Annotated in this window: 12 protein-coding genes; 9 read left to right on the forward strand and 3 right to left on the reverse strand. The window is 68.7% G+C overall.

Annotated features, from left to right (window positions below):
* Nucleotides 1-451: 451 nt before the first annotated feature.
* The 3 genes from ACNH6H_RS03640 to ACNH6H_RS03650 all read right to left on the reverse strand — a co-directional run bounded on the left by ACNH6H_RS03640 (nt 452) and on the right by ACNH6H_RS03650 (nt 3318).
* The gene (locus ACNH6H_RS03640; RefSeq protein ID WP_418315713.1) at nt 452-976 is read right to left on the reverse strand and encodes a TRAP transporter small permease; all 525 of its coding nucleotides are present in this window, start codon (nt 974-976) and stop codon (nt 452-454) included.
* Between the two features lie 77 nt (nt 977-1053).
* Complete coding sequence (locus tag ACNH6H_RS03645) at nt 1054-2037, reverse strand: TRAP transporter substrate-binding protein (RefSeq protein ID WP_418315715.1); 984 nt, start codon at nt 2035-2037, stop codon at nt 1054-1056.
* 36 nt (nt 2038-2073) lie between these two features.
* Nucleotides 2074-3318: a pyridoxal-phosphate-dependent aminotransferase family protein gene (locus tag ACNH6H_RS03650; RefSeq protein ID WP_418315717.1), complete on the reverse strand. Its 1245-nt coding sequence runs from the start codon at nt 3316-3318 to the stop codon at nt 2074-2076.
* A 108-nt stretch (nt 3319-3426) separates the two neighbouring features.
* On the opposite strand from ACNH6H_RS03650, the gene ACNH6H_RS03655 reads away from it, so the two are divergent.
* The 9 genes from ACNH6H_RS03655 to ACNH6H_RS03695 all read left to right on the forward strand — a co-directional run bounded on the left by ACNH6H_RS03655 (nt 3427) and on the right by ACNH6H_RS03695 (nt 19834).
* Nucleotides 3427-4116, forward strand: coding sequence for a GntR family transcriptional regulator (locus ACNH6H_RS03655; RefSeq protein WP_418315718.1), 690 nt, complete (start codon nt 3427-3429; stop codon nt 4114-4116).
* Nucleotides 4113-7115, forward strand: a complete 3003-nt coding sequence (locus ACNH6H_RS03660; RefSeq protein WP_418315720.1) for an FAD-binding and (Fe-S)-binding domain-containing protein — start codon at nt 4113-4115, stop codon at nt 7113-7115. The genes ACNH6H_RS03655 and ACNH6H_RS03660 overlap by 4 nt, the downstream gene beginning before the upstream one ends.
* A 14-nt stretch (nt 7116-7129) precedes the next feature.
* The gene (locus tag ACNH6H_RS03665) at nt 7130-7327 is read left to right on the forward strand and encodes an oxidoreductase-like domain-containing protein (RefSeq protein ID WP_418315722.1); all 198 of its coding nucleotides are present in this window, start codon (nt 7130-7132) and stop codon (nt 7325-7327) included.
* A 381-nt stretch (nt 7328-7708) separates the two neighbouring features.
* Complete coding sequence (locus ACNH6H_RS03670) at nt 7709-9358, forward strand: efflux RND transporter periplasmic adaptor subunit (protein ID WP_418315723.1); 1650 nt, start codon at nt 7709-7711, stop codon at nt 9356-9358.
* Between the two features lie 103 nt (nt 9359-9461).
* Complete coding sequence (locus ACNH6H_RS03675; protein ID WP_418315724.1) at nt 9462-11606, forward strand: PqqD family peptide modification chaperone; 2145 nt, start codon at nt 9462-9464, stop codon at nt 11604-11606.
* 14 nt (nt 11607-11620) lie between these two features.
* Nucleotides 11621-13627 (forward strand): hypothetical protein, encoded by a 2007-nt coding sequence (locus tag ACNH6H_RS03680; RefSeq protein ID WP_418315726.1) that lies wholly within the window; start codon nt 11621-11623, stop codon nt 13625-13627.
* A gap of 43 nt (nt 13628-13670) precedes the next feature.
* On the forward strand, nt 13671-14552 hold the full coding sequence (locus ACNH6H_RS03685) for an efflux RND transporter periplasmic adaptor subunit (RefSeq protein ID WP_418315728.1): 882 nt from the start codon (nt 13671-13673) through the stop codon (nt 14550-14552).
* A gap of 46 nt (nt 14553-14598) precedes the next feature.
* Entirely contained in the window at nt 14599-16164 is a 1566-nt protein-coding gene (locus ACNH6H_RS03690) for a diguanylate cyclase (RefSeq protein WP_418315729.1), read from the forward strand.
* 55 nt (nt 16165-16219) lie between these two features.
* Nucleotides 16220-19834, forward strand: a complete 3615-nt coding sequence (locus tag ACNH6H_RS03695; RefSeq protein WP_418315731.1) for a DUF4347 domain-containing protein — start codon at nt 16220-16222, stop codon at nt 19832-19834.
* The last annotated feature ends 395 nt before the right edge of the window (nt 19835-20229 follow it).

The following is a 20229-nucleotide window of genomic DNA, read 5'->3' on the forward strand; positions in this document are numbered from 1 at the left end:
GGTCCGGGGGACCCCTTGTGCCTTGCGAGCGACCAGGCCGCAAGGCCCGGTGCGGCCTGCAAGGCCAGGGCTTGTGGCCCGCGAGCGCAGCGAGCATCAACAACTGACTTGTCGCGGACTGTTTGAGCGGAACGAGCGAAGCGAGTGCAGCGAGTTTCCGCGACGGGCCACAAGATCGAGCATCGCAGGGAACCCGAGCGCCCTGCGCGAGGGCAAGCATCTAAGCGCCAGCGGCCGCCCGACCGCGCCTTGCTCTCGGTCCTCGGAAGGCATTCCGTCACCGCTGGTACCGCCCGCCGCGCCGCTCTGTGTCGGCTTGTGCCATCACGCCGAATCGGGGCTGAAGCCCCTCCTACAAAGTCTGGCACGGCCCAGGCGCCGGATATCCGCTCCGGGCCGCAATCGGTCGTTTCGGAAGCATTCGACCAAGGGCTCCGCTCATCCGGCGCTGTCACGACTGCAGCACCTCTTTGACCGGCGCCTGTTCGTGGTCGACGATGCCGCTGCCGCGGGCCTGTTGCAGCACCTCGGGCAGGCTCAGCAGTTGCGCGATCACGAACAGCGCGCCGCCTATCGGAATGACCGACTGCGTCAGTGCCGTTGGCACCCAGGTCAGGCTGACCATCGTGTCGCCGTGCAGGATCGTCAGCACCTGGTAGCCGAACCAGCTCAGCAGCCCGAAGAAGACGACGACGCAGATCTCGCCGAACCAGACCGCCGGCACCCGCCACTGCGGCGGCATTGCATTGACCATGCCGGGAAAGCCGATGTGCGCGCGTTTCAGCGCGGCCAGCGCGGCGCCGTAATAGGTCAGCCAAGCGAGCATGATCGATGCGCCCTCGTCGTACCAGACGAGCGGAATCTCCAGCTTGCGGCAGACGACGCCGAGCAGCACCACGAAGGCGAGGCTGCCGAGCAGCAGGATCACGAAGGCGGTCAGGATGCGCTCGAAGGCGCTTCGAAGGGTGGCGAACACACGCACTCCAGTCAGGCGGAAACGAGATTGGCAGAACGGCCGCGGCGCTGGTTCAGCACCGCGGCGGCGGCATCAGCTCACTTCATGCCTTTGCCGAGTTCGATCGCCTTGTCGACCAGCTTGCCGCCTTCCGGCACTTCCTTCGCGAACTCCTGGTAGACATCCTTGCTGGCGGCGATGAAGGCGTCCTTGTCGGCCTCGTTGACCTTCACGCCGGCGGCCTTGATCTTGCCGAGCAGGTCGTCGTCGAGCTTCGCGGCCTGTTCGTAGACATAACCCTGGGTTTCCTTCGCGGTGTCGGCGAGGATCTTCTGCACGTCGGCCGGCAGCGAGGCGAACTTGGTCTTGCCGGTGACCAGGTAGGCCGGGGTGTAGACGTGGCCGGTCATCGACAGGAATTTCTGCACCTCCTGGAATTTGGCCGAATAGATCTGCGTCAGCGGGTTTTCCTGGCCGTCCATCACGCCGGTCTGCAGCGCAACGAACACTTCGGAGAACGCCATCGGCGACGGATTTGCACCATAGGCCTGGAACATCTTGACCCGCCACTTGCCCTGCGGCACCCGCAGCTTCATGCCGGACAAGTCTTCCGGCTTGACGATCGGCTTGGTGTTGGTCGTGATGTTGCGGAAGCCGTTTTCCCACACCGCGAGGATCTTGTAGCCCTTCGCCTCGGCCATCGGTGCCAGCGACGGCCAGACCACCGCCTGCTCGATCTTCTTCATGTGGTCACGGCTCTTGACCAGGTACGGCATCTCGAACATGCCGAAGGCGTCGACCGCCGACGACATCACCGACGACGGGATCGCCAGCTCGACGGTGCCCAGGCGCAGCTTCTGCATCAGCTCGCTGTCGCCGCCGATCTGGCTCGAACCGAAGACGACGACCTTCGCCTTGTTGCCGAGCTTCTCGTTGGCGCGGCGGGCAAACTCGTTGGCCGACAGCTCGAACAGCGAGCCGGGGCCGCCGACGTGGCCGAGCTTGATCTCGGTCTGCGCAGCAGCGGGCAGCGCCATCGCTGCCAGCAATGAGGCGGCGAGAAGGGTGCGTCGTGTGGTCATGATCTGGTCTCCGTGGGTAAAAAACGAGGTCCGCGCTCAGGCCGCGGCCGTTGGTTCCGGTCTTGGCGCCGGGTTCGATGAAAAATAGGCCATCGCCGCGGTGACACCGCTGTCGGCGATCTCGATGCCGGCCAGTTTCAGCCCCATCTCGACGCCGGCCAGCGTGGCCAGCAGGCTCAGGTCGTTGCTGTCGCCGAGGTGCCCGATGCGGAACATGCGGCCCTTGACGCGGCCGAGGCCGGTGCCGAGCGACAGGTCGAAGCGCTGGTGGATCAGCTGTCGCAGCGCGTCGGCATCGACGCCCGGCGGCGTGATCACACCGGTCAGCACCGGCGAATACAGCGCCGGGTCGGCACACTGGATCGGCAGCCCCCAGGCCTCGACCGCACTGCGCACGCCGGCGGCCCAGCGCTGGTGACGGGCGAATACCGCCGGCAGGCCCTGGCCGAGCAGCATCTCGAGCGATTCGTGCAGCCCGTACAGCAGGTTGGTATTCGGCGTATACGGCCAATAGCCGCTGCGGTTCATCTCGACGATCTCGTCCCAGGCCCAGAACGATTTCGGCAGCTTCGCGCTGCGCGAGGCCTCGAGCGCCTTCGGCGACAGCGCATTGAAGCTGATGCCCGGCGGCAGCATCAGGCCCTTTTGCGAGCCGCTGATCGCAACGTCGACGCCCCACTCGTCGTGGCGGTATTCGGCGCTGGCGAGGCCGGAGATCGTGTCGACCATCAGCAGCGCCGGATGGCCGGCAGCGTCGATGGCCTTGCGCACTGCAGCGATGTCGCTGGTGACGCCGGTCGAGGTTTCGTTGTGGACGACGCAGACCGCCTTGATACGGTGCTCGCGATCCTCGTGCAGCCGCTGGCCGATCAGCGCCGCGCTGACGCCGCGCCGCCATGCCCACGGTAGGCCGGTCTGCTCGCAGGTGCCCGGCAGCGTCAGGAATTCAGGCTCGAGGCCAAGCCGAAGCGCCATCTTCTGCCACAGCGTCGCGAAATGCCCGGTCTCGACCATCAGCACCGCATCGCCCGGGCTCAGCACATTGGCGAGCGCCGCTTCCCAGGCGCCGGTTCCCGACGCCGGATAGATGACGACCGGATGCCGGGTCTGGAACACCTGCTGCAGACCGGCCAGCACGGCCTTGCCGAGCACACCGAATTCGGGCCCGCGGTGATCGATCGTCGGCAAGCTGATTGCACGCAGGATGCGGTCCGGCACCGGGCTCGGGCCAGGGATCTGCAGGAAGTGGCGGCCACTCGGGTGGCTGTCCAGGCTCAGCATAGGAACTCCGGGTCAATTTGCATACAAAATGCAGTCGCGATCCATTCTCACCTAGAATCGCCGCGGCTCCCACCGCATTTTTTTGCATACAAGTAAGGAATAACCCGAATGGCCGAGTTGCTGTCGATCCCCCGGCAGGCGCTGCACCAGGAGGTCACGGTGCGGCTGCGGCAGCGCATCGTCGAAGGCCAGATCGCGCCCGGCGCGAAGCTGAACGAACGTGAACTGAGCGAATTGCTGCAGGTCTCGCGCACGCCGTTGCGCGAGGCAATCAAGACGCTGGCGTCCGAAGGCCTGGTCGAGCTGCTGCCGAACCGCGGTGCGGTCGCGGCGCAGTTGTCGCAGCAGGACGTGATCGACACCTTCGAGGTGATCGCCGGGCTCGAGGGGCAGTCCGGCGAACTCGCCGCGCAGCGCATCGGCGACGCCGAACTGGCCGAGATCCGCGCGCTGCATTTCGAAATGCTGGCTGCCTTCACGCGCCGCGACCTGTCGACCTACTACCGGCTCAATGCGACGATCCACGAGCGCATCAATGCCGCGGCGCGCAATCCGGTGCTGACACGCACCTACCGCACCGTCAATGCGCGTCTGCAGGCGCTGCGTTTCCGCTCCAATTTCGACGAACGCAAATGGGCACAGGCGGTCGATGAACACGAGCAGATGGTTGCCCTGCTCGCCAGGCGCGATGGCGCCGGGATGCGCGCGCTGCTGGTGCAGCACCTGAACAACAAGCGCGATACCGTGCTCGAACTGCTGCAGCGCGGCGCAGTACCGATGGCCAAGGTGTCCGCATGAATGCGCCCTTCACGCCCGGCCTGCAGCGCGCCGCGCAGGCCAATGCCGCCGAACTCGAACGGCGGCTGCGCCGCGATACCGCCGGCGAGGTCGCGTTCGACGCCGCATCGCGCGGCCGCTACGCGACCGACGCATCGATCTACCAGATCATGCCGACCGGCGTCTTCGTGCCGCGCACGCCCGACGATGTCGCAGCGGCGATCGGCATCGCCGGCGAACTCGGCACGCCGCTGCTGTCGCGCGGTGGCGGCACCTCGCAGTGCGGCCAGACGACCGGCGCCGCGCTGGTCATCGACCACAGCAAATACCTGCGTCGGGTGTTGTCGGTCGATGCCGACAAACGCATTGCCGAGGTCGAGCCCGGCATCGTGCTCGACCACTTGAATGCGCAGCTGAAACAACATGGCCTGTGGTACCCGGTCGATGTGTCGACCAGCGCGCAGGCGACGCTCGGCGGCATGGCCGGCAACAATTCCTGCGGCTCGCGCAGCATCGCCTACGGCAACATGGTGCACAACGTCGCCGGCATCGACGGCTGGCTGGCCGACGGCACGCTGGTCTCGTTCGGCCCTGTCGGCCAGCTCGGCGCGCGCGAGCGCGGCATCGCCGAGTTTGTCCGCGGGCTTGCCGAGCGGCACAGCGCCGAGATCGACGCCCGCTGGCCGAAGGTGCTGCGCCGCGTCGGCGGCTACAACCTCGATATTTTCCGGCCACAAAGCGAGCGGCCGTATACCGACGACGGCAGCGTCAACCTCGCCCACCTGCTGGTCGGCAGCGAAGGCACGCTGGCGATCACCGAGCGGCTGCGGCTGAAACTGGCGCCGCTGCCGCGCGCGAAGGTGCTCGGCATCGTCAACTACGAGAGTTTCCGCGCCGCGATGGATTCGGCGCAGCACATCGTCAAGCTGGAACCGACTGCGGTCGAGCTGGTCGACCGCACGATGATCGAGCTGGCGCGCGCGAATCCGGCTTTCCGGCCGGTGATCGAGCGGGCGCTGATCGGCGCACCGGCGGCGATCCTGCTGGTCGAATTCAGCGGCGACGAGCGCGGCGAGCTGCTGCGCCGGCTGGCCCGGCTGGTCGAGCTGATGGCCGACCTCGGTCTGCCCGGCAGCGTCGTCGAGATGCCGGACGAGGCGGCGCAGAAGGCCTTGTGGGAAGTCCGCAAGGCGGGCCTGAACATCATGATGAGCCTGAAAGGCGACGGCAAGCCGGTCAGCTTCATCGAGGACTGCGCGGTGCCGCTCGAGCACCTGGCCGACTACACCGACGGCCTGACCGAGGTCTTCGCCCGCCACGGCACCCGCGGCACCTGGTATGCCCATGCCTCGGTCGGCACGCTGCATGTGCGGCCGATCCTCGACATGCGGCGCGACGGTGCGGCCCGGATGCGGGCGATCGCCGAGGAGGCGTCCGAACTGGTGCGCAGATACAAGGGTGCCTACAGCGGCGAGCATGGCGACGGCCTGTGCCGCGGCGAGTGGGTGCGCTGGCAGTTCGGCCCGGCGCTCGACGATGCGCTCGGCGAGATCAAGCGCCACCTCGACCCGGCCGGCCTGTTGAACCCGGGCAAGATCGTCGCCACACCGAAGATGGACGATGCATCGCTGTTCCGCTTTCCGCCGGCCTATCGGACGATCCCTCTGACGCCGGTCTACGACTGGTCGGCGTGGAATGTGCAGAACGACCCGGTCACCGAGGCGACGACCGCGCCCGGAACCGGTGGCGACAACACCGGCGGCCTCGCGAAGGCGGTCGAGATGTGCAACAACAACGGCCACTGCCGCAAATTCGACGCCGGCACGATGTGCCCGAGCTACCGGGTGACGCGCGACGAACAGCACCTGACGCGTGGCCGAGCCAATACGATCCGGCTTGCGTTGTCGGGGCAGCTCGGCGCCGATACCGGATTCACCAGCGATGCGGTCGCCGAGGCGCTCGAGCTGTGCGTCGGCTGCAAGGGCTGCAAGCGCGACTGCCCGACCGGCGTCGACATGGCCAAGATGAAGCTCGAATTTGCCGCCCAGCGCGCCGCCAGCCACGGCATCAGCCTGCGCGACCGGCTGATCGGCCGGCTGCCCGACATCGCGCCGCTTGCCGCCCGGCTGCCGTGGCTGTTCAACCTGCCGGGCCGGATGCCGGCGCTCGCCGAGCGCTGGCTCGGGATATCGACCAGGCGGCGGCTGCCGCAGTGGCGGCGCGACAACTTCACCGCCCGGGAAAACGACCTTGGCCTGGTGACGCGGGATCAGGCGCTGGCATCGGCAAAGGCGGTGGTGCTGTTTGTCGACACCTTCAACGGCGCTTTCGAATCGGACAATGCGGCCGACGCAGTGCTGGTGCTGCAGGCCGGCGGTTACGACGTGTTTGTCGCGACCCGCGCGAACGGCAAGCCGCTGTGCTGCGGCCGCACCAAACTCGCCGCCGGCATGGCCGACGACGCAAAGGCGACAGCCGCCGAATCGCTCGCCAGCCTGCTGCCGCTGGTCGACGCCGGGCTGCCGGTGGTCGGGCTCGAGCCGTCGTGCCTGCTGACGCTGCGCGACGAATGGCTGGTGATGGGGCTTGGCGATGGCGCTGCGCGGTTGGCGCCGCATGCACTGCTGCTGGAGGAATTCCTGGCCCGCGAGGCGGCCGCCGGGCGTTTTGCGCCGGCGCTGCGGGCGGCCAGCCAGCCGATCCTGGTCCACGGCCACTGCCACCAGAAGGCCTTCGGCGCGATGCCGGAGGTGCTCGAGGTGCTGCGTCTGATCCCCGGCGCCGAGCCGAAGTTGATCGAGACCTCGTGCTGCGGCATGGCCGGCAGCTTCGGCTACGAAGCCGCGCACCATGAGGTGTCGCTGCAGATGGCCGAACTCGCGCTGCTGCCGGCGGTGCGCGCGGCGCCGGACGCGATCGTCGTTGCCGACGGCACCAGCTGCCGGCACCAGATCGCCGACGGCGCCGGCCGCGAAGCGGTCCATGTGGCGCGGGTATTGGCCGACCACCTGCAGCGCTGACTAAGATGGCCGCGATGGCCACCTCTCGCCAGCCCGCCCCCGATCCCGATCCGCGGCCGCAACCGCCGCCGCCGCTCGACGACGACGCCTGCTGCGGCCAGGGCTGCGAGCCCTGCATCCTCGAGCAGCACGCCGAGGCGGTCGACCGTTACCGCGAAGCGCTTGCCGCGTGGCTGCAACGCCATCCGCAGGCCGCCGCGGACGGCGAGTAGGACACCCTCCTCCCGCCCCGGGAGGCGCGAACAGTCCGGCATTTGCCGGCCTTTTCCCGCCGCTGGCGAACAGCGGCAAACCATAAGCTCTCAAGCAAGCGATACGACATGCCGATAAAGGGGCAGCCCTGCCACGTCAGGGGTGCTCCGCTCGGCTGCGGAACGGTGACTCGAAGGCTTCGGCCAGCGGGCTGCCGCCGCAAACCGGTCGGTCGAACATAACAGGACATATCGATGGGGTCGATGAACCACACCAGCGTTCAACGTTGGCTGCAGGACCACTGTGAAAACTCTGGTCAGGTAGCCGGCGGGCTGGTCATCGCCGCAGGGGTCGAGGACGGGCCCCTACAGACGCTTGCCGAATGGCCAGTCGGCGGGGAGATGACCGCCCCGCTGACCGCCGCCGCGCAGGCCGCGGTGCAGCGCGCCCGCCCGGTCGTCGTGACACCGCCTGCCGAAACCGTGCCCGGCACCAATCCGGTGCAGGTGCGCCACAACCGCCTGCTGTCGATGCCGCTGGTCTCGGGCGATCGGACGCTCGGCGCGGTCGCGCTGGCGGTCGACGCCAGCGACGGCAATGCAATCAACAACCTGTTCGAGAGCCTGACCCAGGCCAGCGCCGGCATTGGCGACCAGCTCGCTGCGCCGCAACCGGTCGACGCCGGCCGCAACGATGCCGGCACCGTGCTGCAGCTGCAGGACGGATTCCTGCGCCAGTCCCGACTCGCCGAGGCGGCCACCGCGCTGGTCAGCGAGCTCGCCGCGCTGCTCGGCTGCGACCGCGTCACGCTCGGCCTCGTCGACGCCGGCGAACTGAATGTGATCGCGGTCTCGAACAGCGCCGAATTCAAGCCGAATCAGGAACTGCTGCGGATGATCGCCGCGGCAATGCAGGAAACCGCCGACCAGGGCCACCGCGTCGTTTATCCGGTCGCCAGCACCGACCCGATCCGCATCGTGCTGGCGCATGCCGCGCTGCACGAACGCGCCGGCCAGAGCCTGGCCAGCGTGCCGCTGGTTCACGATGGCAAGGCGATCGGCGCCTTGCTCGCCGAATGGCGCGGCACCAGCCCGGCGCAACCGGCGCACCTCGATCTGCTGGACAGCCTCGGCTGCGCGATCGGCCCGCTGCTGGCGCTGCGCCAGCGTGCCGAGCGCGCCTGGACCGCACGTTTTGCCGACCAGGTGCGTGCCGCCACGGCGCGGCTGACGCGGCGCGACGATCCGCTGCCGAAAATCGCCTCGGCGGCGCTGCTGCTGGTCGTGCTGGCCAGCCTGTTTGTACCGATCACCCACCGCGTCGGCGCGCCGGCGCGCATCGAGGGCGCGGTGCAGCGCATCGTTGCCGCACCGCTCGACGGTTATCTCGCGAAGACCCATGTCCGCCCCGGCGATACGGTTCGCGCCGGCGATGTGCTGGTCGAGCTGGCCGACCAGGACCTGCTGCTCGAACAGCGTCGCTGGGAAGGTGCGCTGGCGCAGCAGGAAAACGCCTATGCGGCGGCGCTTGCGCGATCGGACCGGGCCCAGTTCGTGATCACCCAGGGCAAGGCCGGCGAAGCCCGCGCCCAGCTCGACCTGGTGCGCCAGCAGCTGTCGCGCGCCCGGCTGGTCGCGCCGATCGACGGCGTCGTGATCAAGGGCGACCTGAGCCAGGGCCTCGGCGCACCGGTGCAGCGCGGCGATACGCTGATCACGCTGGCGCCGGCAGAACAATTCCGCCTGATCGTCAACGTCGACGAGCGCGACGTCGCCCACATCCAGCCGGGCCAATCGGGCCGGCTGGCGCTGGCATCGACTCCCGGCGATCCGCTGGCCTTCGTCGTCGAGCGCGTGACGCCGGTGGCCGCGGTTCACGACGGCCGCAATGCCTTCGAGGTCGAGGCCCGATTGCTCGCCGCTGCGCCGCTGCTGCGCCCCGGCCTGCAGGGTGTTGCGAAGATCGATGCCGGCGAGCGTTCGCTGGCCTGGATCTGGAGCCACCGCGCGATCGACTGGCTGCGCCTGAGCCTCTGGTCCTGGATCCCATGACGATGCTGCGCAAAGACGCTCCCCGGTGGCATGCCGCACGGCGGTATGCAACCGAGCTCGCAGGCCTGCCTTCGGCGGGCTTTGTCGCTTCGGAGCTGCCGCGATGACCGCCTCGCTGTACAGCGTCCAGTGGTACCGCGTGGCCGGGCTGCGGCCGCGGCTGCGTGCGCAGGTGCGGGTGCAACGCCAGCAATGGCGCGACCAGTGCTGGTATCTGCTGTCGGATGCCGCGACCGGCCGCCAGCACCGCATCAACCAGTCGGCCTATAAATTCGTCGGCCGCTGCGACGGCCAGCACACCGCACACGAGGTCTGGAACGCGCTGCTCGAGGACGATGCCGACGCCGCGCCGACGCAGGACGAGGTGCTGGCGCTGCTCGGCCAGTTGCACGAGCAGGAGCTGCTGCAGTCCGAACAGGCGCCGAATACCGAAGCGATGTTCGAGCGCCGCGACGAACGCAAGAAGCGCCGCCGCCGCGAAATGCTGAACCCGTTCGCATTCCGGCTGCCGCTTGGAGACCCGAGCGCATTGCTCGACCGGCTCGAGCCGCTCGGCCGGCTGCTGTTCACGCCGGCCGCCTTTGTCATCTGGCTGCTCGGCATGCTGGTATTTGCGCTGCTCGCGGCGATGGAATGGCCGACGCTGCGCATGCAGGCGTCGATGCAGTCGTTCAGCAGCGCCCATCTGGCGATCGTCTGGCTGGTCTACCCGCTGATGAAGGCCGTGCACGAGCTTGCCCATGCGATGGCGGTGCGCCGCTGGGGCGGCGAAGTCCACGAAGTCGGCATCGGCCTGCTGTTCCTGATTCCGGCGCCGTATGTCGACGCATCCGCGGCCAGCGGCTTCAAGCGCCGTTCGCAGCGTGCGATGGTCGGCGCCGCCGGCGTCCTCGTCGAACTGACATTTGCCGCGCTCGGCCTGTGGCTGTGGCTGCTGACCGAACCCGGCCTGGTCCACGACATCGCGTTCACGGTGATGCTGATCGGCAGCGCGTCGACGCTGCTGTTCAACGGCAACCCGCTGCTGCGCTTCGACGCCTACCACGTGATGTGCGACCTGTTCGACGTGCCGAACCTCGGCTCGCGCAGCGGCGCATGGTGGAACCACCACCTCGGCCGCTGGCTGCTCGGCAGCCGCTCGCAGCGCCCGGCCCATGCCGACAGCGAGCGCAAATGGCTGTGGGCCTATGCACCGCTGTCGCTCGCCTACCGGCTGCTGCTGTCTGCCGCGCTGGTGTTGTGGCTCGGTGGTCAATGGCTGCTGCTTGGATTCTTCGCGCTGATCTATGTCTGCCTGACCGTCGTGCTGCAACCGCTGTTGCGCTGGGCCCGCCAGGCGATGGCCGCTGCCCAGCCCGGCGCCGATCTGGCCCGATTGCGGCTGCGCCTGGCGCTGGTTGCCGGCGGTGCGGCGGTGGCGCTGTTTGTCGTCCCGCTGCCGTTCTCGACGGTCGCGCCGGCCGTTGTCTGGCTGCCGGAAAAGGCCCAGGTGCGGCCCGATGTCGACGGTTTCATCGCCGAACTGCCGGTCGCCGACGGCGCCGAGGTCAAGGTCGGCGATCTGCTGGTGCGGCTGGAGAATCCGGAACTGCTCGCGAACCGCGCGCAGATCGCGAGCCGGCTCGAGGGGCTGCGTGTCGAGCAGTTCCTGCAGATGCTGCGCGACCCGAATGCCGCGCACAACCAGGCGCTGGAGATCGAACGGCTGCAGGCCGAGATCGACCGCGCCGACCAGCGCATCGCGCTGCTCGACGTGCGCGCGGCAACCGCCGGCCGGCTCGCGATGCCGCGCCAGCAGGACCTGCTCGGCAGCTACATGCGCCAGGGCAAGACGCTTGGCCATGTGCTGGCAGACGAAGACATGCGGATCCGCGCCGCGGTGGCCGGCGCCGATGCGCATCTGGTGCGGCACCGCCTGCGCGACGCCGAAGTCCGCCTCGCCGATGCACCACGGCAGGTGCTGCAGGCAACGCCGAGCGGCGACATGCCGGCGGCGACGCGGCAGCTGCCGAGCGCAGCGCTGAGCGCGCAAGGCGGTGGCCCGTATTCGACCGACCCCACCGAGAAGGACGGTTTGCACAGCACCGAACCCGTCTTTCTCGTCGACCTGACCTTGCAGGGCACACCAGCCAGCCGCATCGGCGGCCGTGCCTGGGTGCGTTTCGACCACGGCAGCGAGCCGCTCGCGATGCAGGCCTGGCGCCAGGCATCGCAACTGTTCCTGCGCCACTTCGCGCCGCAAGCCTGAGCGGAACGGTTCCGATGACGCCGACCGACATCGCGATCCCCGGGCTGCTGTGGGGCGACTATCCGGAAAGACGGGTCGCCCGCAAGCGGCTGCTGCAGCGCTGCACCGATGCCGCGCGCGATCTCGGCGACCGTGTCGGCGGCCTCTGCGGGCCGCTGCTGCGCCGCCGCGACACCCGCTGGCTGGCAGCGGTGCGCCGTTCCGCCGCCGCGCTGGCCAACCAGACGATTGCAGCCGCACTTCCTGACGTGATTGCCGGGCTGCGCCGCCACGGGCTGCACGGACAGGCCCTGATCGATGCGCTGGCGCTGGTTGCAGTCGCCGCCGAACGCGTACTGAAACTCGCGCCATTCGACAGCCAGCTGCTGGCTGCGCGCACCGTGCTGAATGGCCAACTCGCCGAAATGGCGACCGGCGAAGGCAAGACGCTCGCCGTGGCGCTGGCCGCTGCGGTCGGCGCACTGGCCGGCAGCCCGGTCCATGTGATCACCGCCAACGACTACCTCGTCGGCCGCGACGCCGAGCGGCTGCAGGCGCTCTACCACGCGCTGGGCTTGAGCGTCGGCCGGGTCATCCAGCCCGACGGCGCAGCCCGCCGCAGCGCGGCTTATGCCTGCCACATCACCTACGTGACCGCGAAGGAACTGGTCTTCGACTACCTGCGCGACGGCATCACCGGCCCGGCGACGCGGCGCCGCCGCGACGCACCGAGTGCTGCGCTGGCCCGGCTGCAGCCGGCTGCGGCAGCTCCGGCGATGTTGCGCGGTCTGTGCCTGGCGATCGTCGACGAGGCCGATGCAATCCTGATCGACGAGGCGCGCGTACCGCTGATCCTGTCGCGCCGCGCCGACGACGCCAACGACGAGCGGCAGATCCGCCAGGCGCTGGTGTTGGCGCGACGGCTGGTCGAAGACGACGATTACCGGCTCGAGCCTGAGACGATGCGTGCCGAGCTGACAGACAGCGGCCGCGAACGCCTCGAACGCGCCGCCACCGAACTGGTCGACCGCATTGCGCGCGCCGCCTGGCGCCACCGGGTGCACCGCGAACACGCGGTGGTCACCGCGCTGGCTGCGCTGCACCTGTACCACGCCGACCGCCACTACCTGGTGCGCGACGGCAAGGTGCAGATCATCGACGAGACGACCGGCCGGGTTGCCGAAGGGCGGGTCTGGTCGAAGGGGCTGCAGCAATTCATCGAAATCAAGGAAGGCTGCCAGCCGAGCCCGACGATGGCGACGCTCGCGCAGCTGACCTACCAGCGCTTCTTTCCGCGTTATGTGCGGCTCGGCGGCTTGAGCGGCACATTGCGCGAAGCGCGCTCCGAACTGATGTCGACCTACGGCCGCTCGGTGCGGCGCATTCCGCTGCGCCGGCCCGACCAACGCCGCGCCGGCCCGGCCCGTCTGTTCCGCAACCATGAAGACTTGTGGCAGGCAGTCGGCGAAAGGGTTGCCGCGCTGCACCAGGCCGGCAGGCCAGTGCTGCTGGCGACCGATTCGGTCGCCGAGGCGCAGGCGGCCGCCGACCGACTGGCTGCGCGCGGCCTGCCGCACGCCGTGCTGCACGCCCGCAACGACCTCGAGGAAGCCTGCGTGATCGCGCAGGCAGGCCAGGCCGGCGCGATCACCGTGACGACCAATCTGTCGGGCCGCGGCACCGACATCGAACTCGGCGATGGCGTTGCCGCGCTCGGCGGCCTGCATGTGATGTGCTGCCAGCTGAACAGCGCACGCCGCATCGACCGCCAGCTCGCCGGCCGGGCCGCCCGGCAGGGCGACCCGGGTTCGGTCGAGACGATGTTGTCGCTCGACACCGCGCTGCTCAAGCGTGCGCTGCCGGCGCCGCTGCGCACGCTGCTGCGCCCGCTCGCACCAACGTTGCCATCGTGGACGGTACACGCGCTGGCACGCTGGCCGCAGGCGGCCGAAGAGTTCAGGCACCGCGTCGAGCGACGCCGGCTGATCGATCACGACGAACGCACCGAACGCCAGCTCGGCTTTGCCGGCATCGCCGAATGAAGCCAGGCCACGGCATCGAGAACCGAATCCACCACCGCAAGCCATGTTCAAGCATCTGAAATCCGCCTCCCCTGCCTTCGCAAGCTGCCCTCACGGGTCGGCCACCGCACTGGCACTGCTGCTGATGTTGCTGCCGGCGGCCCAGGCAGCACAGCCTCTGGGATGTCTGATCGAGGCCGAACGCGTCACCGACGTCGGCACGCCGGTGGTCGGCATCGTCGACAAGGTGATGGTCGAACGCGGCGATATCGTGAAGGCCGGCCAGGTGCTCGCGGTGCTGCGCGCACCGGTCGAGCGGGCAACGCTCAGCGTGGCCAGCTCGCGTGCGCAGTCGAATGCCGAGCTGCAGGCGGCGATCGCCGCCGCGAAGTTCAACCAGGAGCGGCTGGCCCGGGCCGAAGACCTGTTCAAGCAGAAATTCATCTCGCAGCAGGCGCTCGACCAGGCGCGCAGCGAGGCCGACCTGTCGGCGCAGAAACTGGTGCAGGCCCGCGAACAGCGCGAGGTATCGCGGCAGGAGCGCGAAGTGGCCTCGGCCCAGCTCAGCCAGCGAACGATCCGCAGCCCGATCAATGGTGTCGTCGCCGAGCGATTCGTCTCGGCCGGCGAACGCGTCGACGACAAGCCGCTGCTGCGCATCGCGAAGGTCGACCCGCTGCGGGTGCAGCTGGTTGCGCCCGTCAACCTGTACAACCAGGTCCGCGTCGGCGGCAGCGCCAACGTGGTTCCGGAGCTGCCGGGCGCGGCGCTGCAGACGGCGCGGGTATCGATGGTCGACAAGGTCGTCGATGCGGCGAGCAATACCTTCCGCGTCCACCTCGAACTGCCGAATCCGGACGGCGCACTGCCGGCCGGCCTGCGCTGCAAGGCCGAATTCGTGTTGCCTGCCACCCTCGCGAAGGCCGGCCCTGCCGGCACCCAGTGAGGTCTGGGCACGGACCACAAGCAACACCCCTCGACCGGAAGCGGCCATGAAGATCGCCAACAGATTCCGCATCGGCCCGATCGCTCGCCTGAGCCTCGGGCTGGTTGCCATCCTGGTCACGCTGGTGCTGCTCGGCGACATGCTGCTCGGTGTCGTGCCGTCGCGCGGCGAGGTGCAGCGCGACATTCGGCACCGCATCGCCGAGAACCTGGTGATCCAGTTCAGCGCACTGCTCGAGGCCGGCGACACCGCAACGCTCGCAAAAACCATCCAGCAGGTGCTGTCGCGCGACGAATCGATCCGCTCGATCAGTGTGCAACGCACCGACGGGCTGCTGGTGCTGCACCGCGGCGAGGCGCTGGCGCCGGCAACCGGCCCGCCGCAAAGCGAGGCCGGCGCCGACCACCTGCGGATCCCTGTTTATGCCGGCCGCGAGGTCTGGGGCAACATCGACATCCGCTTCCGGCCACAGGACGGTGGCGGCTTGTCGGCATGGTTGATGCAGCCGGCGGTGCAGATGATGCTGTTGCTCGGCATCGGCGGCTTCCTGCTCTGTTACGCCTATCTGCGCCGCGCGATGCAATACCTGAACCCGTCGGCGAGCGTCCCGGACCGGGTCCGCAAGGCTTTCGACTCACTCGCCGAAGGTCTGGTGATCGTCGACCAGCAGGCCCGCATCGTGCTGGCGAATCGCATCTTCCGGCAGTTCCATCCGCAGGGCGATGTCGAATTGAACGGCCAGGCGATCGAACGAATCGACTGGCTGGCCGCTGCCCGAAAGCGTGCCGCCGGCGCGGACGCCGCGGCGCCCTGGACCCGCACGCTGGCGACCGGCGAGCCGGTCGTCGCGATGCCGATGGAACTGGCCCGGCCCGATGGCGACAACATGCAGCTGCTGGTCAGCAGCGCGGCAATCACCGACAACTCCGGCCGCGCCCGCGGCTGCCTGATCACCTTCGACAACGTCACCGCGGTGCACAAGGCGAATGCCGACCTGCAGGCGGCGCTCGACGAGCTGAAATCATCGCGGTACCGGATCGAGGAGCAGAACGAGGAACTGCGAAGGCTCGCATCGCGCGACCCGCTGACCGGCAGCTTCAACCGCCGCGCCCTGTTCGAATTCGCCGGCGATCTGTTCACGCTGGCGCTGACCAGCCGCCAGCCGCTGTGCTGCCTGATGGTCGACATCGACCACTTCAAGCAATTCAACGACTTGTACGGACATGCGGTCGGCGACCAGGTGATCCAGGTGGTGGCCCGCCTGCTGACCAGTGCGTTGCGCGAGACCGACGTGCTCGGCCGCTACGGCGGCGAGGAATTCTGCGTCGTGATGCCGACGACCAATGCGCAGCAGGCGCTGAGCCTGGCCGAGCGGATGCGCCGCGAGATCGAAGCGACTGCCCGCGGCTGTGTCCAGGGTGTCGACGTGATGCCGATCACCGCCAGCTTCGGCGTCGCGTCGCTGAGCGCGGCCGCCCAGTCGATCGAGGGATTGATCGACCAGGCCGACCAGGCCCTCTACACCGCGAAGCAGGCCGGACGCAACCGCGTCAAATTGTGGACGGCACCGTCACCGTCGCATTCACGATCGGCTGAACTGAGCGACCGCTGAACGAGCGGCGCCGCGACATCAAACCGCACAGCATGTGCACTGCCCTCCCCACAGGATGACGGCGTCCAGCCCCCGTCGTCAGCCGGCCCGACCCCGTCTGCTGGTCGAGGAACTGGAGCCGCGCATCCTGTTCTCCGCCGACGCCAGCGCACTGCTGGCGGCTGCCGGAATCGCCGACGCGGCGCAGGTGCGGCTGTTCGAGCAGCCCGACGCTGCCATCGGGGGCGTGCAGGCCGCGCCGGCCGCGGTGCAGTGGGCGAGCCGGCAGGAAATCATCTTCATCGACAGCCGGGTGCCCGATGCCTTCGGCCTCGCCGACACGCTGATGCGCCAGCGCGGTGACGGCCGGATGTTCGACATCGCGATCCTCGATGCGAACGAAGACGGCGCCGCGCAGATCAGCCGGGTGCTCGCGAGCGAGCGCAATCTGGCGGCAATCCACATCATTTCGCACGGCAGCGATGGCGTGCTCGAGCTCGGCAATTCACGGCTCGACAACCAGCGCCTGACCACCGATGCCGATGCGATCGCCTGGTGGGGCCAGTCGCTCGCCACCGGCGGCGACCTGCTGCTGTACGGCTGCGACGTGGCGCAAGGCGAAACCGGCCAGGCATTCGTGCAGAACCTGGCGCGGCTGACCGGCGCCGATGTGGCAGCGAGCTCCGACCTCACCGGCCAGGCCATGTTCGGCGGCAACTGGTCGTTCGAATTCCATACCGGATCGATCGAAACCGGCTCGGCGGTCGGCTCGGCGGCCCAGGCAGACTGGGTCGGCACGCTGTCGATCACGACCAACAGCATCAGCTCGGCAAAGACGATTGACGCCGGCGCGACCAGCCTGACCTGGTCGCACACTGTCAACGCCGGCGCCGACCGGATGATGGTCGTCGCGCTGTCGCTGATTCTCGGGCAGTCGACCAGCGTCAACTATGGCGGCACGCCCATGACCTTGATCGGCCGCTACACCGGCATGCATTCCCACACGGTGGAGTTCTGGCGCCTGCTGACACCGGCAGTCGGCAGCGCCAACGTGGTCGCCAACTTCGACATGTCGCGCACCGTCATCGGCGGCGCGGCAACCTTCAACGGCATCGATCAGACCACGCCGACCGGCACGGTGGTCGGCGCCAGCGCCGACAGCACGACCGCCTCGGTCACCGTCGCGAGCGCGCCGGGCGACCTCGTGATCGATGCGCTGTTCGTCGATATGGAAACCGGGGTAACCGCCGCTGCCGGCCAGACCGAGCACTGGGAGCTTTACAACGGGCGCACCGGCTCCGGCAGCACAAAAGCCGGCGCCGCGAGTGTCACGATGACGTGGACGCTGGCCGGCGCCGACGAATGGAACATCGCGGCGGTCGCGCTGAAACCGGTCAGCAACCTGGCGCCGACGCTGACCAACGGCGCCATCGTTGCGCTTGCTGCCACCGACGAGGACACAAGCTCCGCGCCGACGACGGTCGATGCGATCCTGACCGGCGCCGGCTGGGCCGACGGCAATGCCGGTGCGGCGCGCGGCATCGCCGTCACCGCGGTCAACGGCCGCGGCGGCTGGCAGTATTCGACCGACGGCGCCGCGTGGACCTCGTTCGGCGCGGTGTCGGCGACCAACGCGCTGCTGTTGAATGCGAGTTCGCGCGTGCGTTATCAGCCCGACGGCCTGGACGGCGAATCCGCAAGCTTTGCGTTTCGCGCCTGGGACCAGACCACCGGCAGCGCATCGGCCAATGCGGCGCCGTCGTATGCAAACCCGGGAGCCGGCGGCGGTTCGAGCGCCTATTCCAGCCAGTCGGCCAGCGCCAGCAGCAACGTCACGTCGGTCAACGATGCGCCGACGCTCAGCGATGTCAACGTCGTGCTGGCGCCGACCGTAGAGGACGCCGGCGCTCCGGCCGGTGCGGTCGGCACGCTGGTCTCGGCGCTGATCGACAGCGGCGGGCCGCTGAACAATGTCGCCGATCCCGATACCGGGGCATTGCTCGGCATCGCGGTGATCGGCGCCGACAATGCCAACGGCAGCTGGCACTATTCGATCAACAACGGCCTCAGCTGGAACCTGCTTGGTGCGGTGGCTGCCAACAATGCCCGGCTGCTGGCATCCGATGCGCGCCTTTATTTCCAGCCGAATGCAGACTACAGCGGCACGCTGGCGGCAGCGCTCACCTTCCGCGCCTGGGACCGCAGCAGCGGCAGCAATGGCGGCACCGCCAGCACGATGGCCAATGGCGGCAGCAGCGCATTCAGCGCAGCAACCGATACCGCGAGTCTGGTCGTCAGCGCGGTCAACGACGCACCGGTGCTCGACAACACCGGCACGATGGCATTGCCGAACGGATTGCAGGATGCCGCCAATCCGTCCGGCATCACGGTTACCGCGCTGATCGCGAGTGCCGGCGGCGACCGCATCACCGATGTCGACGCCGGCGCGATCGAGGGCATCGCGATCACTGCGGCGAGCAGCGCAATCGGCAGCTGGCAATTTTCGACCGACGGCGGCGCCATCTGGACCGCCGTCGGCAGCGTCAGCGATTCGCAGGCCCGGCTGCTCGGTGCGACACCGTCGGACATGGTTCGCTTCGTCTCGAACCCCGGCGCCAGCGGCAGCGCGACGTTCTCGTTCCGCGCCTGGGACCGCAGCGACGGCCGGGCCAGCGGTGCCGCAAATATCGACGCAAGCAGCAACGGCGGCAGCACGCCGTTCAGCGCCGCTACCCAGCTCGCCAGCGTCTATGTGGAACCGCTGCAGGTGATCCTGTGGTTGTCGACCAGCGGCGACGTCACCGCCAGCGGCGTGTCGGGAATGGCGAACTGGAGCCAGTCGAACGTGCTCGCGGTCGGCGACCCGGGCCTTTCGTTCGGCAGCAACAGCACTGGCGGGCGGGTCACCAGCGTCACCGATTTCGACAATTTCGGCAGCGATGTCGACATCGTCGGCCTGCACCGTGTCGGCCGCGCGGTCACGCTGAGCGGGGCCGGCATCTCCGGCGGCTCGGTCAGCCTGCTCGCCGGCGACATGCTGTTCGTCACCGAGGCCACCGAAAACCTCAGCACCACCGCCGGCTCGCCGCCAGCGGGTTGGAGCAGCAGCATCACCACCTCGGCCGGCAGCATCTATGCCTACCGGCCGGCCGCCGCCAACGACTACGGCAGCGGCTTTTTCCGCCGGGTGACGACCGGCAGCCTGGGCGCGAACACGACACGCGAGATTGCGCTGGTCGAGACCGCGACCACCGTCGGCGGCACGCCGCTGGCGGCGGGCGACCTGTTGTTCACACAGAGCGGAAACCTGCAGCAGAACAGCATCTACTGGTACCGCACGGCCAGCAACAACGATGTGCGGCTGGTCGACGGCTCCCAGGTCGGCATTCCGGGCGGCGGGGGGGCGGCACCGCGATCGACAGCCTGGACCTGGTCCACGGCAGCTTCACCGCCGGTGGCCTCAGTTTCCAGGCTGGCGATCTGCTGGTCGGCTTCGACAAACAGGTCAACGGCGTCGGCGGCGGCGCGGGCACGCTGGTTGCGATGCCGCAGGACGTCGTGCGGATGCGCTTCACCGCGACCACCTTCAGCGCCGGCACCGCGGTGGCCACCGCGGCGATGGTGTTCGACGGCGACGGCAATGCCAAGTTCGACACCGCGGCCGAGAACATCGATGCGATCTCGCTGGTGATTCGCAGCGCCGGCAGCAACCTGGCGCCGACGGTGACGCTGCCCGGCCCGGCCCTCGCCTATCTCGAAGGCAGCGGTGCGGTGCTGGTCGACACGTCGGCGACCGTCGTCGACGCCGACTCGACCGACATGGATACCGGCGTGCTGTTTGTCGACTTCAACGGCAGCGGCACGTCGGACGACCGCCTCGGCATCCGCAACGAGGGCACCGGCCCGGGGCAGATCGGCGTCGCCGGCAGCAATGTCATGCACGGCAGCGTGTCGATCGGCACGCTTGCTGGCGGCAGCAACGGATCGACGCCGCTGGTGATCAGCCTGAATGCCAATGCCAGCCCGGCTGCGGTGCAGGCATTGCTGCGCAACCTGACCTACAGCAACGTCTCGAACAATCCATCA

The sequence above is a fragment of the Pseudideonella sakaiensis genome, assembly GCF_048320135.1.
Taxonomy (GTDB): domain Bacteria; phylum Pseudomonadota; class Gammaproteobacteria; order Burkholderiales; family Burkholderiaceae_C; genus Ideonella_A; species Ideonella_A sakaiensis_A.

Coding starts and splice junctions, on each gene's coding strand:
- ACNH6H_RS03645 (WP_418315715.1), bottom strand. CDS start 2,037: ATGACCACACGACGCACCCTTCTCGCCGCCTCATTGCTGGCAGCGATG.
- ACNH6H_RS03650 (WP_418315717.1), bottom strand. CDS start 3,318: ATGCTGAGCCTGGACAGCCACCCGAGTGGCCGCCACTTCCTGCAGATC.
- ACNH6H_RS03655 (WP_418315718.1), top strand. CDS start 3,427: ATGGCCGAGTTGCTGTCGATCCCCCGGCAGGCGCTGCACCAGGAGGTC.
- ACNH6H_RS03660 (WP_418315720.1), top strand. CDS start 4,113: ATGAATGCGCCCTTCACGCCCGGCCTGCAGCGCGCCGCGCAGGCCAAT.
- ACNH6H_RS03665 (WP_418315722.1), top strand. CDS start 7,130: ATGGCCACCTCTCGCCAGCCCGCCCCCGATCCCGATCCGCGGCCGCAA.
- ACNH6H_RS03670 (WP_418315723.1), top strand. CDS start 7,709: ATGACCGCCCCGCTGACCGCCGCCGCGCAGGCCGCGGTGCAGCGCGCC.
- ACNH6H_RS03675 (WP_418315724.1), top strand. CDS start 9,462: ATGACCGCCTCGCTGTACAGCGTCCAGTGGTACCGCGTGGCCGGGCTG.
- ACNH6H_RS03680 (WP_418315726.1), top strand. CDS start 11,621: ATGACGCCGACCGACATCGCGATCCCCGGGCTGCTGTGGGGCGACTAT.
- ACNH6H_RS03685 (WP_418315728.1), top strand. CDS start 13,671: ATGTTCAAGCATCTGAAATCCGCCTCCCCTGCCTTCGCAAGCTGCCCT.
- ACNH6H_RS03690 (WP_418315729.1), top strand. CDS start 14,599: ATGAAGATCGCCAACAGATTCCGCATCGGCCCGATCGCTCGCCTGAGC.
- ACNH6H_RS03695 (WP_418315731.1), top strand. CDS start 16,220: ATGACGGCGTCCAGCCCCCGTCGTCAGCCGGCCCGACCCCGTCTGCTG.